Origin of the sequence: Paraliobacillus ryukyuensis (genome assembly GCF_003315295.1) — a bacterium.
Classification (GTDB): Bacteria; Bacillota; Bacilli; order Bacillales; family Amphibacillaceae; genus Paraliobacillus; species Paraliobacillus ryukyuensis.
Genome location: NZ_QNRI01000006.1, coordinates 15,701 through 29,561, shown reverse-complemented (window position 1 = coordinate 29,561; position 13,861 = coordinate 15,701). Strand labels below are relative to the sequence as shown.

Annotated in this window: 13 protein-coding genes; all 13 read right to left on the bottom strand. The window is 36.7% G+C overall.

Features of this window, described 5'->3' with window-relative positions:
* Positions 1 to 86 precede the first annotated feature (86 nt).
* Positions 87 to 1,724 carry a glycerol-3-phosphate dehydrogenase/oxidase gene (locus tag DES48_RS09780; protein ID WP_113868844.1) on the bottom strand — a complete coding sequence of 546 codons (1,638 nt, stop codon included), beginning with the start codon at positions 1,722 to 1,724 and terminating at the stop codon, positions 87 to 89.
* 59 nt (positions 1,725 to 1,783) lie between these two features.
* Complete coding sequence (locus DES48_RS09775; RefSeq protein ID WP_079710841.1) at positions 1,784 to 2,314, bottom strand: acyltransferase; 531 nt, start codon at positions 2,312 to 2,314, stop codon at positions 1,784 to 1,786.
* Positions 2,315 to 2,317: 3 nt separating this feature from the next.
* The gene (ppaX, locus tag DES48_RS09770) at positions 2,318 to 2,956 is read right to left on the bottom strand and encodes a pyrophosphatase PpaX (RefSeq protein WP_079710840.1); all 639 of its coding nucleotides are present in this window, start codon (positions 2,954 to 2,956) and stop codon (positions 2,318 to 2,320) included.
* Positions 2,931 to 3,893, bottom strand: coding sequence for a nucleoside recognition domain-containing protein (locus DES48_RS09765; RefSeq protein WP_113868842.1), 963 nt, complete (start codon positions 3,891 to 3,893; stop codon positions 2,931 to 2,933). Before DES48_RS09765 ends, ppaX begins: the two co-directional genes overlap by 26 nt.
* 16 nt (positions 3,894 to 3,909) lie before the next feature.
* Positions 3,910 to 4,746 carry a prolipoprotein diacylglyceryl transferase gene (gene lgt / locus DES48_RS09760; protein ID WP_425451879.1) on the bottom strand — a complete coding sequence of 279 codons (837 nt, stop codon included), beginning with the start codon at positions 4,744 to 4,746 and terminating at the stop codon, positions 3,910 to 3,912.
* A 21-nt stretch (positions 4,747 to 4,767) separates the two neighbouring features.
* On the bottom strand, positions 4,768 to 5,718 hold the full coding sequence (gene hprK, locus DES48_RS09755; RefSeq protein ID WP_079710838.1) for an HPr(Ser) kinase/phosphatase: 951 nt from the start codon (positions 5,716 to 5,718) through the stop codon (positions 4,768 to 4,770).
* Positions 5,719 to 5,813: 95 nt separating this feature from the next.
* Positions 5,814 to 7,556: an aminodeoxychorismate synthase component I gene (gene pabB / locus DES48_RS09750; protein ID WP_113868840.1), complete on the bottom strand. Its 1,743-nt coding sequence runs from the start codon at positions 7,554 to 7,556 to the stop codon at positions 5,814 to 5,816.
* Between the two features lie 108 nt (positions 7,557 to 7,664).
* The gene (locus DES48_RS09745) at positions 7,665 to 8,015 is read right to left on the bottom strand and encodes a phage holin family protein (protein WP_113869014.1); all 351 of its coding nucleotides are present in this window, start codon (positions 8,013 to 8,015) and stop codon (positions 7,665 to 7,667) included.
* 2 nt (positions 8,016 to 8,017) lie between these two features.
* Positions 8,018 to 8,218 carry a PspC domain-containing protein gene (locus DES48_RS09740; RefSeq protein WP_079710836.1) on the bottom strand — a complete coding sequence of 67 codons (201 nt, stop codon included), beginning with the start codon at positions 8,216 to 8,218 and terminating at the stop codon, positions 8,018 to 8,020.
* A 552-nt stretch (positions 8,219 to 8,770) separates the two neighbouring features.
* Positions 8,771 to 9,676: a nuclease-related domain-containing protein gene (locus DES48_RS09735; RefSeq protein WP_113868838.1), complete on the bottom strand. Its 906-nt coding sequence runs from the start codon at positions 9,674 to 9,676 to the stop codon at positions 8,771 to 8,773.
* 107 nt (positions 9,677 to 9,783) lie between these two features.
* Positions 9,784 to 10,446, bottom strand: coding sequence for a bacillithiol biosynthesis deacetylase BshB2 (bshB2, locus tag DES48_RS09730; RefSeq protein WP_113868836.1), 663 nt, complete (start codon positions 10,444 to 10,446; stop codon positions 9,784 to 9,786).
* 22 nt (positions 10,447 to 10,468) lie between these two features.
* On the bottom strand, positions 10,469 to 10,822 hold the full coding sequence (locus DES48_RS09725) for a YojF family protein (RefSeq protein WP_079710833.1): 354 nt from the start codon (positions 10,820 to 10,822) through the stop codon (positions 10,469 to 10,471).
* A 152-nt stretch (positions 10,823 to 10,974) separates the two neighbouring features.
* Positions 10,975 to 13,854: an excinuclease ABC subunit UvrA gene (gene uvrA, locus DES48_RS09720; protein ID WP_113868834.1), complete on the bottom strand. Its 2,880-nt coding sequence runs from the start codon at positions 13,852 to 13,854 to the stop codon at positions 10,975 to 10,977.
* Positions 13,855 to 13,861: the final 7 nt, after the last annotated feature.

Here is a 13,861-nt window from a genome sequence, read left to right as displayed (position 1 = left end):
CAGAAATGTCGAAATATCCAAAAAGTCCACATCGTTCTTGCTTTGGTTATTTCCCACAAAAAAAAGGACAATAATTTGTCCAGGGTTTAATGACAGGCAAGCTGTAATTCTCTTTTATAATAGGCTGTTTCTTCGGTATTCCATTTTAGTTTATCTCTTAGATATGCGATCACACCATCACTATTCCGTTTAATTACTTCACTATGAAAATGAATAGCACCTGTTCGTCGCTCAAAAAAATCTAGCGGCATATAGATACATTCTTCTTCTAATGTATAATTAAGTTCAGCAAACAGCAAGGCATCTACTTGATAGTTTTGCGCCGATTGTTGGTATTGATGATAATACGTCCAGATTTTTTCAACGTTTTTTCCATAACGATCAATATAACGCTCTTTTGTTGCTTCGTCTATTGGGATATCTTTTGTTTGTTGCAATTGTTGTTGTTTGAAAGTAGCAAAACCTTGCGAACCACCTACTTCACCACCTGCAATAGGGATTGATTTTGTTTCCGATGAAGAATACAATATCCCTTTTTCATCTTTAAATTGCTTTACAAGATGATCTACAATGATTTCAGCATTTTTTCGAAAGCCATTCATTTCTACAGTAGGGATCAAAATTACTCCAGAACTTGAGTGAAGCATTATTTCTTCTTTTTCTAACGGTTTGTATGGCTTTTTTTTATTTCGAAAAATAGATGAACGTAAACCCACCCAGCTAGATACAATATCATTTTTAGATAGATTCACTTCGGAAAAAGCAGCATTGATTGCTTCTAACAAATAGGTCATATCCGCTTCATCTACTCCAGGATAACCAACTTCATGCACACCATAACACACCTCTGAAGGACCAACATGCACTTTACCTTCTCGAGGAATAGCAACTATTCTGTTCCCATCGGTATGAGTAAAACAGATGGCTTGTTGTATCGGAAAAGTAGATCGGTCAAATACAAGATGTACGCTTTTAGTCAAAACAAAGCGGTTACCTTCTTTTGCTAATTCTTGCAAATCATCAAGCCATGGTCCAGTTGCGTTAACCACTTTTCTTGCTGAAATCACACCTGTATCACCAGTTATTTGATCTTCTACTTCCACACCAATAATAGTACCGTGTGCATCATAGATAAGTTGGATAACTTTTAAATAATTTAATGCTGTTGCTCCGAGTTGCACAGCTTTTTTTAGCACTTCAAGTGTTAAACGGGCATCATCGGTTGCATAGGCAATATCATAACGAGAACCAAGTAATTGATCTTGATTTAATAAGGGCTCTTTTTGCTTAGTAGCTTGTTTGGAAAAGTGTTGGTGATCTTGCTTCGGTAAACTAGCCGCACGTTCTAGCATAGACAATCCTATACGTGTCGTCCATTTTTTAAAATTGCTGTGTTTATCAAATGGAACAAGCATCTGTATTGGTTGCGTAATATGAGGTCCGTTTTCTACTAAAATACTATTTTCTTTAGCTAATTCCGTAGCACGTTTAATATTTCCTTCTCGCAGATCAACTTGCGTCCCATGAAATAGTTTGGAAGACCTACTTGAACTTCCTGAAGCAAAATCTTGCATTTCAACCACTGCCACTTTTAACCCTCTTGCTGTTGCATCAAGAGCAATACCAGATCCGTTAATCCCCCCTCCGATCACTAACACATCAAATTGCTGATTCATCAGCGTATGTTTTATTTCATCTCTATACATATTGGAGAATTTCAACATTACTTCCCCCTTGGAACATATCGATTTTAGGCAAATGAATGAACTGAGATCGATACCATTCAGATGTTATCTAAAAAAGTATCGTTGTTTTTGCGTTCGTGCATTTGTTCTGCAGTATATATTACACGCATTGGATTTCCAGCAACAAATGCACCAGCTGGCACATCTTTATGAACCACTGTTCCAGCTGATACAACCGCACCATCTCCAATGGTTACGCCCGGTAAAACAGTAGTGTTCGCGCCAATCATGACTTCATTACCGATTTTTATTGCACCAAGTCGATATTCTTTAATTAAGTACTCGTGAGCAAGAAGTGTGGTATTGTAACCAATGACACTATTACTTCCAACTGTTATCTTTTCTGGAAACATAATATCTAACATAACCATGAGTGCAAAAGAAGTATTCTCACCCACCTTCATTTGCAAAAAATTTCGGTATAACCAATTTTTCATTGCCAAAAATGGGGTATATCTCGCCACTTGAATCACAATAAAATTCTTCATTACCTTCAAAAATGGAACTGTCTTATATATATGCCACAGTGAATTAGCACCATCTACTTTGTAACGTTTGGTATTACGCATTTGCTACACCTCAAGAATAGGAAGCAAATCTTTCATTTCTTTTAACATATAATCTGGTTCATATTTTGCCAAAGTAGCTTCACCTTTAATTGACCAAGCTACCCCAGCTGTCTTTACTCCAGCGTTGTGACCGGATTCAATATCATGGTAATTATCTCCGACCATAAGTGCGTGCATTGGATTCGCGTTTAATTCTGTTAAAGCTTTAATAATTGGTTCTGGATGCGGTTTTGCGTTCGTTACATCATCTAATCCAATAATAACATCGAACATACCTTCCATTCCAGTTATCTTGACTCCTAGTTCAGCAGTCTCGCGAATTTTTGTTGTCACAATACCTAACTGGTAACCTTTTTCTTTTAACGTTTTTACCGTCTCTACGACAGTTGGATAGGCAACAACATATTTTTTATGGTTAGCAATGTTATGTTCTCGATATGTTTGCACCATTGCTTCTGCCTGTGATTCATCCACATGTCGCATACTTTCATCTAAAGGTGGTCCGATAAATGGTAATATTTCTTCACGGGTATATGTTCTTCCAGTATGTTTTTCTAATGTATGTGTAAATGATGCAATAATCAATTCATTCGTATTAATTAAAGTTCCGTCTAGATCAAATAGAATTGTACGTATACTCATGCTCTGTTTCTTCCTTCCTATTTCTCTTATTGCTTTTGTTCCAAAAATATCCTATTACACTAGTCATGACAATGGCGGTTGTTAAACGGATTAATAATAAAGGCCAAACTGGTATACCTAGCGGGAGAAAGACAAGTGTATCTTCTACTACAGCATGACAAGATACTAAAAATATAAACGCTAAATACATATCTTTTTTCGCTACTCCGTCTTGTTGCACCGCTTGCACCATGACACCAACGCCATAGGCCAATCCAATTGTTAATCCTGTTACAAGCGTCATTGAGGCGTTTTTCTCCATTCCCATCAACCGAGTAAATGGTGCGACTACGTTTGAAATTTTGTCCATCCAGCCTAACTCACGGAAAAATTGTAAAACAATCATTAATGGAAGGACGATCGCCGCTAATTGTAAAATGCTAATAAGTGCAGTTTGAAACCCTTCTAGAGTGATAGCTACTACACCTTCAGGTGACTGCGCGTGGTGTGTTAGTAAACCATATTGAGCTACCGATTTGCCACCATCCCAAAAGTAATTTATGAGCAGGGCAGACAGAATCACTAATGTAATTCGAATACCAACGATGATTGGCCATCGAATGCCAACTCTAGTCGCTACTGAGGATTCAATAAATAGATTGTGTGAAAAGGATAGCATCACGGCCATAATGAAAACTTCTTTTACAGTAAAATCGAACGAAACAATGGCAGCAATCCCCGCATATAAATTAAGACTATTCCCTAATACTAACGGAATTGCTGCTTCACCAGACAGCCCGAAACTATTCATTATCGGCGTGATTATACGAATAAGCCAATCAAATACAGGTGTGTATTGAAGGATTGTAATGATTACCGTAATCGGAAATATGACTTTACTTAATGTCCACGTCACTTGTAGTCCTTGTTTCGCACCTCTTATCAATGTCTGTTTCATCTATTAATCACTCCGATTACGCCACTTTTTTTCCATTGTAATGGCGATTGGCAAGCTTTGTTTTTCGACGATAAATGATAATGGCAATTGAAATAAGAACGATAACGATAGAAATGACTTGGGCAGTTCGTAAGGAACCAATAATATATAAACTGTCGGTACGCATTCCTTCTATAAAGTAGCGCCCAATGGAATAACCTATAAGGTATGTGAGGAACAATTCCCCTCGTCTTGGATTGACTTTTCTTCGGATAACTAACAGTAAAATAAAAATCAATATATTCCATACAGATTCATATAAAAAAGTCGGGTGATAATATTCACCATTTATGTACATTTGATTGACAATAAAATCGGGTAAATATTGCATGAAGTTATTGAAGAATGCCTCAGAAACAACCCCGCCATGCGCTTCCTGGTTAACAAAATTCCCCCAACGACCAATTGCCTGGCCCAAAATAAGACTAGGTGCTGCAATATCAGCTAATTGCCAAAAAGATACATTTTTCACTCTAGCAAAAATAATTGCCGTTATAACTGAACCAATCAATGCGCCATGAATAGCGATACCGCCTTGCCATACAGCAAAAACATCCCACCATGGGCCACCTCGGTATTGATCCCATTCAAAAATAACATAATAAGCACGAGCAGAAATAATCGCGATTGGTAAAGCAAACATAATTAAATCTGCAAATAAATCTTTTTGTAATCCTAATCGATTTGCTTCTCTAGTCGCTAACCACAAACCGATAAAAACTCCAGAAACAATAATGACTGCATACCAATAGATGGTTAAAGAACCTATTTCTAAAAATACACGATCAATTGGCGGTGACACATTATATATCAAATCAAACCTCTCCCTTTACATTTACATATCGTAATCTGAACCTAATTTGGAACCACTCTCGTCTATCATTGTTGTTAAGCGAGAAGAAAACTCCTCCGCTGCATTTACGCCCATTTGCTTCAATCGGAAATTCATCGCTGCCACTTCAATGATGACGGCTAAGTTTCGACCAGGACGAACGGGTAATGTTGCTTTTGGTACGTCTACATCAATGATTTTCATTGTTTCTTCTTCTAATCCTAAACGATCATATTGTTTCTTCTCATCCCACGATTCTAAATTAATAACATAGGATATTTTTTTATAAGAGCGAACCGAACCAGCTCCAAATAAAGTCATCACATTAATAATACCCAGCCCTCTAATTTCTAATAGATGTTCAATTAACGGTGGGGAAGACCCAATAAGTCGGTCATAATCTTCTTGTCTAATTTCGACACTATCATCCGCAACTAAACGATGGCCTCTTTTGACAAGTTCAAGTGCTGTTTCACTTTTACCTACACCACTCTGTCCCGTAATTAAAACACCAACACCATAAATATCAACCAATACCCCATGCATCGCTGTGAATGGAGCAAATTTTGCTTCAAGAAAATTAGTTAGTCGGCTAACCACACGTGTTGTTTTATATGGTGAACGAATTAACGGTACATTTGCTTCATCACATGCCTCCGCTAATTCTTCTGGAATATCCATTCCTCTCGAAACAACAATTCCTGGAGTTTCTGGCGTACACATGCGCTTGGCACGATCTGCTCGATCTTTTGACGTTAAATCTTTATAGTAAGACATTTCTGTTTTACCAAGTAATTGCAATCGTTTTTTTGGATAATAACGAAAATAACCTGTTAACTCAATACCAGGACGAGAGATATCACTCATAATAATTTCTCTATCTAATCCATCTTTCCCGGCTACTACTTCTAATTTAAACTGATCTAACAAGTCTTTTGTAATTATTTTAGTCATCTTGATTCCTCCATCATGACGCTCGCTTATTATTATAATAAGATGTACATTTATTGTAGCATTTTTTGTTAGTACTATCACCAAATTTAATAGGATTAACACAACCCTACTATTTTAACACGTATCCAGCCCCTTACCCCATTAATAAACCATATATTTGTGGCAGAAGTAATCTCATGTTTTCTAATGATCTTTTCTTCAATAATCCCTTGGTCGAGAAGATATTCACGGTACGTACCAGGTAACACGCCACATGCTATTGGTGGTGTATAAAACTTGTTATTGTATTCCACTACTACATTACCAGTCGTGAATTCGGTAATTTCCTCTTTATCATTCCAAAGTAATGTAGAAAATATAGACGGTTCATGTGTTTCATGTACATGATAAATTAAACGATTGGTTGTTTTATGATAATGGAATATATTTTCTTGCACAATAGGTTGCTTTGCTAGCGCACAAACCACCGAAGATGGTGAAGGTGTTAAAGGGTCTACGTGGGTATGTACCATGCCTTGTTTATCAAGCAATAATCGCACTTTATAGTTACCAGTTTGTCGTGTTTGTTTCACTTCTGCTAAAGCGCTTTGAACTTTTTTTTGCGAAAAAGGAGAGTTAAAATACGCTGCTGAATTCGCTAATCGTTTCATATGATAGGATGCAATAAAAAAGTTGCCTTCCGTTAATAACATAGTTTCTAACAATTCGAAGCTAGGACGTTTTTCCGTCAGCAATTTTGCTTTCGTTTGTAATTCTTTAAATTCATTTTTCACACTAGAATCCCACGTAATACCACTACCAACACCGTAGGTTGCTTGTTGCCTTGCTTGGTCAATGACGACCGTTCGAATTGGAACATTAAAGATTGCTTCCTGGTTAGGTGTGATATAACCAATCGCACCGCAATAAATTCCTCTTGGTGATTGTTCAAACGAAGCAATATATTCCATTGTTTTTACCTTTGGTGCACCTGTAATCGACCCACATGGGAATAGCGCTTGAAACCAATCGACTAAACCGATGCCTTGTTTAATATTCGCAGTAACTGTTGAAGTCATTTGGTGTACAGTTGGATAGGTTTCCACTTCAAGTAACTTTTCTACTTTTACCGAACCTAACGTCGCAATCTTTCCTACATCATTACGTAACAAATCTACAATCATCAAATTCTCTGCACGTTCTTTTTCTGAATCATATAATGTTTGTTTTAATTGCTGATCTTGTTCGTACCAAAGCCCTCTAGCAGCTGTTCCTTTCATCGGTTTTGTAGTAATTTTTCCATTCTTCACATGAAAAAATAATTCTGGTGAAGCAGATAAAACATGATAGTTGTCAAAAGAAAAATAAGCACTATAGTTTGCTTGTTGATTTTGTTTTAACTGCTGATAAAATTTGTATGGATCCCCAGAGAATTCTGCTTCCATGTGCGTCGTGTAATTGATTTGATAGGTATCACCACGTTCAATTGCCTGTTTTACATTTTTTATCCCGACTTGATAGGAATCATAATTAGACCTGAATTCCCAATCCGATAAATGATAAGATTGCTTGGAAGCGTAGCCTTTTAACGAAGATGGTTTTTCAAATATAGCAAAATAGACGAAAGGAAAGGCATGGTCTGCTTGAAAAACTTGATAGGAGGCATCAAATGCTGGTGCTGCTTCATAAGCTAAAAAACCAGCAGCATAATAACCTTGTTCCACCGCTTTCTCTACTTTATGTAAGATAGGTATAACATCACCTATGGTTTTCGCTTGATATATGGTAATCGGATCGACAAAAGTTAGCGGTGATATTTTGTCTGTTCCAAATGAAAATTGAAAAAACGGCTTGCTCATCTTTCCTGTTTAACTCCTTTTTATCCAGTTAGCACTTATTATAACTCACCCTTAACTATTTCACCAAATAAACAAAAACACGCAAAAAGACAAACAGCCTTTTGCGTGTTAATCCAATCGATCTTTAATTAATCGAATAAGAATTAAGTTAATAAAAGAAAGTACAATTGCTGATAGAATGGCAATACCAAAACCATCAATAACAAATGCATTTCCGATAACTGCTTGGGATAGCATTAATGTAATCGCATTAATGACAAACAAGAAAAGCCCAAGTGATAAAATGGTGACCGGAAGTGTTAATACTACTAGAATTGGTTTTACTACTGCATTTAAAATGGATAAGATCAAACTAGCCAGTAGCGCTGTCCATATCCCAGCTAAATAAAACGAATCAAACAAATAGGATACGACAATCAGCGCAACCGCATTTAACAGTAACGATACAATCCAACGCATCATTAGGAGATACTACCTTCTTTAGGCATAATAAACGCAGCTACGATATAAAGTACAAACAAAGGAGCGCCTCCAGTGAACACAAATACAATAGCGTAAATTAAACGTAAAATAGTTGAATCGATATCTAAATAATCTGCAATTCCACCTAAAACACCAGCAAGCATTTTATCTGAATTGGAGCGATATAATTTTCTCATCATCCTCATCCTCTCTATTGTTATTATTATGTTTGAACATAAATTTTATCCATTTCTGTTGGTTTATACGATATATTCCTTTTTTCTTATGATGTTAAACACCTTTACAAGGTGAAATCACTATCTTGAAGCGTAACTTGATATGGATATACTAAATAACCTACTATTTTCTATACGATTTCTTTGTTAAATCCAGATTAAGTGGAAATCTCTTCTTCTTAGGCCCACTATTTCTTTGTTAAATCCAGATTAAGCGGAAATCCCTTCTTCTTAGGCTCACTATTTCTTTGTTAAATCCAGATTAAGTGGAAATCGCTTCTTCTTAGACCCACTATTTCTTTGTTAAATCCAGATTAAGCGGAAATCCCTTCTTCTTAGGCTCACTATTTCTTTGTTAAATCCAGATTAAGTGGAAATCTCTTCTTCTTAGGCTCACTATTTCTTTGTTAAATCCAGATTAAGCGGAAATCTCTTCTTAGGCTCACTATTTCTTTGTTAATCGTGCTCTAACAAAAATCAATCCTTTATTCGTCATATCTTTTGTGTCATTCTAATTTATAGTTTCTTTACATAATAGGCTCCTTTTCTACTACCTCTCATTTCAAAATGTGGCTGAAGTGTATACTTAATTCGTTGTAGTGTAATCGGTATATCACACCATTCCAATATCTTTACAGTAGTTATAGGTTCATTGGGAAATAAAATCATAAATTCCTCTACATTTCGTAAAATAGCTGATTGAACGAGCTCACGATTACCACATTTCTCGCAAATGCACTTTTTCCCATTGACCTTTTGATAGAAATGTCTACATTGCAAACATGGGATTCCTTTCTGTAATTCAACATATTGATAGATTGGTAATTGTTCATAAGGGGATTTTTCTAAACGAATCGAATGAAGTTTATTAGCTAAGTGATGAAAAATTGGATCCAATGTGGATGTTTGTGGAAATGAACCAAAGTAACGATTTAATTGTGTTGACAGGATAATTCTTTTCGTTCGTGGCGCTTGAAAAATAGTGCAATTGAGATTTACGAAGACAACGGAAGCGTGGATGGGGATATTGTAATCTAGCTTGTTAAGTAACTGTGTTAATAGTGATTCGGTTCGTTTCAACTGTAGTAAAGGATCATCAATTTCCTTATTAGCAAAGGTGTAAAGTCGTTCGTTTGCATAATAAAATTCACCTGTGTAGTTTTTAACTTCATATAAGTAAATCGCTTTATTAATAAATAGAGCAAGGTCAATTTGGAAGGCTTTATTGTTGTAGGATAACCAGAGGTCACGAATGATAAAATGATGTTGCTGGACTTGTTCAACATATTCATCAAATAAAACTTCTCCTTGGTAGCCCGTTTTTAACTTACGGTATTGCAGTGATTCCTTTTCTGCTAGTGTTTTACGATAGCTGAGATACTCATAGATAATTAGTTCACTTGGTTTTTGTCTCTTTTTCAAAGCGCTCTTTCCTTTCTGGATAATTTATCTATATTCTACATAATATATAGTGGTTAGTCTATACCGTACAAGACTTCAAAAAAAGAATAGAACATGAAAAACACGTTCTATTCGATAAAATTCCAAGTATAAAATTGTTCGGTTGTTAGTTTTTCTTTAATTATATCCGCTAAATCTCCAGTGTCAGGATCAATACTTCCTAAAACACCTGCTGCTTGTGAGCGATGTGCGGAGATAGTTTTAAATTTTGTCTCAAAGTAAGGTGTAACATCGATAGAAACATCAGGTTCTCCTAAGTCTTCCAGATGTGTTCTAGAAAATGCTTGCGCCCAAACTTTTGGCCGTTTTTCATGCTCCATTCTATTAATTGCATCTATCGCAGCGGCACCAAATGCATTGTGATCAGGATGAACTGCATATGCTGGATAATGGGTTATCACAAGGCTAGGTTGCAAATCTTGTAAGTATGTTAGTAAATGTTCAGCGATCTTTTCTCTAGATTCGAATTCTAACGTTTTATCACGATAACCCAGCATACGTAAATCGACATCTAAAACTTCACATGCTTGAATAAGTTCTTGTTTTCGAATGCTTGGTAGTGTTTCTCTATTAGCGAAAGTTGGATTTCCCATATTTCTGCCCATTTCGCCTAGTGTTCCACATAAGTAAGTAACTGGTACCCCTTGTTCACGAAAATGGGTAATTGTACCAGCAGCTCCAAATGCTTCGTCATCTGGATGTGGGTAGATGACAACAACATGACTTTCCATGATATTCAACTCCTTTGATATGTTAGTTACTAAATGGGGTTGCACTTATTTGTAAAGCAACCATTAAGCGACCTTCTTGATCATGACCAGCTAACAATAAGCGATCTTGATTGTCAATCTCGTATTGGCGAATTCCTTCAGCATATACCCAACCATTGGTTGTCTTTAAGCCGATACGGTAACTAGATTCATCTCCAGTTATTTTTGCTTGCTCATAACGAATGGTTGCATTACGCATAAATACACCTGCATTATATGCTTTGGCATTATGATGGCTAGCATAAGCGCCGTTGGTTGTTTCGATATGTATATAGACATCTTGATTTAGAAATTGCTCTAATTTTTCTTGAACTATCTCTGTAACAATCGTTTTCAATTGGTTTACTCCTCTCTACTTATTGGTAATTCTACTTTACCTTAAAAGCGTCATTTAGGTCAAAATGAAGGTAATGAAACGAATTCTTAAAAATGAAATACGAACTGCTATGATGTTTGTCTTGAGCAGTTCGTATCTAGCATCCTAACTATTTAAGAAGATTGTTTCACTTTTTCTTTCGTTTTCATTCGTTCTTCCATTCGACTACGATCTCGTTCTAAAATTGGTTTTAGGTATTTTCCTGTATAGGACTGTGCAACCTCCGCTACTTCTTCTGGGGAACCGATCGCTACAATCTGACCACCTCGTTCGCCTCCTTCAGGACCTAAATCAATGATATGATCAGCTGCTTTGATTACATCTAAATTATGTTCAATAATTAACACGGAATCACCGTTTTCAACCAATCGTTGCAATACTTGTAATAAACGGTAAATGTCATCAGCATGCAGTCCTGTTGTCGGTTCATCTAGGATATACAATGATTTTCCGTTCGAACGACGGTGCAATTCACTAGCTAGTTTCACACGTTGTGCTTCCCCACCAGATAATGTAGTGGCTGGTTGTCCTAAACGCACGTAACCTAATCCCACATCATACACTGTTTGTAATTTACGTTTGATTTTTGGAATGTTTTCAAAGAATTTCAATGCTTCTTCAATCGTCATATCCAACACGTCTGCAATACTTTTGCCTTTGTATTTCACTTCTAATGTTTCGCGATTATAACGTTTCCCATTACATACTTCACAAGGCACATAAACATCTGGTAAAAAGTGCATTTCAATTTTAATTATACCGTCACCACGGCAGGCTTCACATCGACCACCTTTGACATTAAAACTAAATCGGCCTTTTTTATACCCACGTATTTTTGCTTCATTGGTTTGTGCAAACACATCACGAATATCATCAAAAACCCCAGTATACGTAGCTGGGTTGGAACGTGGTGTTCGCCCAATTGGTGATTGGTCAATATCTATCACTTTGTCGAGGTATTCAGTTCCTTTAATCGTTTTGTGTTTACCTGGTTTTTGTTTTGCTCGATTTAAATTCATTGCTAAGCTTTTTTGCAAAATTTCGTTAATCAATGTACTTTTACCAGAGCCTGATACACCCGTTACGGTTGTAAATAAACCAACCGGGATTTTTATATCCACTTTTTTAAGGTTATTTTCTTCCGCTCCAACAACTTCAATATAACGTCCATCTGGCTTTCTTCGCTCTGTTGGTAACGGAATAAATTTCTGGCCAGATAAATATTGTCCTGTTAAGGAACGTTTTTGTTTCATCACTTGTTTCGGTGTACCACTTGCTACAACATTTCCGCCGTGTTCTCCAGCTCCAGGTCCAATGTCAATTAACCAATCAGCAGCAAGCATCGTATCTTCATCATGTTCAACTACAATTAACGTATTCCCTAAGTCACGCATTCGTTTTAAAGTGTTAATTAGACGGTCATTATCACGTTGGTGTAAACCAATGGATGGTTCATCTAACACATATAATACGCCAGTTAAGGCCGAACCAATTTGGGTTGCCAAACGAATGCGTTGTGCTTCACCACCAGATAACGTGCCCGCTGTTCTTGCTAATGTTAGATAGTCTAAACCGACGTTAATAAGAAAGGTTAAACGATCCTGAATTTCTTTAATTATCATAGCAGCAATTTGTTGCTCTTTATTAGTTAACGTGAGGTGAGTAACAAAGTCGCATACTTCTGTTACTGATTTTTCAGTAACTTGCCCAATGTGTTGACCATTAATCAACACTGCTAATGCTTCTTTTTTCAAACGATACCCATTACAAGTTGGGCAGTCATTCTGTGCCATGTACTTTTCCATTTGTTCGCGGATAAAATCAGAAGTTGTTTCGCGATAACGACGAGCAATATTCGCTAAAACTCCTTCAAACATAATTTCATTGTCACGCGTCATGCCATAATCATTTTCATAACGAAAATGGATATATTCTTTTCCACTACCATGCAAAATTTTATCTAACTGTTGTTTCGGTAATTGACTGACTGGTATATCCATATCAATCCCGTAATGTTGGCAAACACTTTTTAATAATTGTGGGTAATATTGTGAACTTGTTGGTTGCCAAGCAACTATAGCACCTTCATTCAAGGAAAGCTGTTTGTTCGGGATCACTAAATCAACATCAACTTCTAACTGCGTACCAAGACCATCACAACGTTCACAAGCACCAAACGGGCTATTAAACGAAAATAATCTCGGTTCTAATTCACCAATGGAAAAACCACAAATTGGACAAGCGTGGTCTTCACTAAATAATAGTTCTTCTTCACCGATGACATCTACTTTGACTTTTCCTTCTCCTAAACGAAGGGCAGTTTCCAATGAATCAGTTAATCTACCTGCTACACCTTCTTTTACAACAATTCGGTCTACCACTACTTCAATCGTGTGTTTTTTGTTTTTTTCAAGGGTAATGTCTTCACTTACTTCACGCATCTCCCCATCTACTCTAAGCCTTACATAACCTTCTTTTTGCAATTTTTCTAGTACCTTAGCGTGCTCCCCTTTTCGACCACTAATAACGGGGGCAAGAATTTGAAGTTTAGTACGCTCTGGGTATTCTAATATTCGGTCCACCATTTGTTGTACCGTTTGCGATGTGATCTCAATACCATGGTTGGGACAGGTAGGACGCCCAACACGAGCAAACAAAAGACGCAAATAATCATAGGTTTCTGTCACAGTTGCAACAGTTGATCGAGGATTATTGCTTGTTGTTTTTTGATCAATAGAAATAGCTGGAGATAGTCCTTCAATCACATCGACATCTGGTTTATCCATTTGCCCTAAAAATTGTCTAGCATAGGCAGATAATGATTCTACATATCGACGCTGGCCTTCCGCATAAATTGTGTCAAATGCCAACGAAGATTTTCCTGAACCAGATAAACCAGTTAATACGATTAATTTATCTTTTGGAATGTCAATGTCAACATTTTTTAAATTGTGCGCGCGAGCTCCTCTAACGGTTATTGCTTTTTTTGCCATTATTTCG

Coding starts and splice junctions, on each gene's coding strand:
- DES48_RS09775 (WP_079710841.1), bottom strand. CDS start 2,314: ATGCGTAATACCAAACGTTACAAAGTAGATGGTGCTAATTCACTGTGG.
- DES48_RS09745 (WP_113869014.1), bottom strand. CDS start 8,015: ATGCGTTGGATTGTATCGTTACTGTTAAATGCGGTTGCGCTGATTGTC.
- DES48_RS09765 (WP_113868842.1), bottom strand. CDS start 3,893: ATGAAACAGACATTGATAAGAGGTGCGAAACAAGGACTACAAGTGACG.
- pabB (WP_113868840.1), bottom strand. CDS start 7,556: ATGAGCAAGCCGTTTTTTCAATTTTCATTTGGAACAGACAAAATATCA.
- DES48_RS09780 (WP_113868844.1), bottom strand. CDS start 1,724: ATGTTGAAATTCTCCAATATGTATAGAGATGAAATAAAACATACGCTG.
- uvrA (WP_113868834.1), bottom strand. CDS start 13,854: ATGGCAAAAAAAGCAATAACCGTTAGAGGAGCTCGCGCGCACAATTTA.
- hprK (WP_079710838.1), bottom strand. CDS start 5,718: ATGACTAAAATAATTACAAAAGACTTGTTAGATCAGTTTAAATTAGAA.
- ppaX (WP_079710840.1), bottom strand. CDS start 2,956: ATGAGTATACGTACAATTCTATTTGATCTAGACGGAACTTTAATTAAT.
- DES48_RS09740 (WP_079710836.1), bottom strand. CDS start 8,218: ATGATGAGAAAATTATATCGCTCCAATTCAGATAAAATGCTTGCTGGT.
- bshB2 (WP_113868836.1), bottom strand. CDS start 10,446: ATGGAAAGTCATGTTGTTGTCATCTACCCACATCCAGATGACGAAGCA.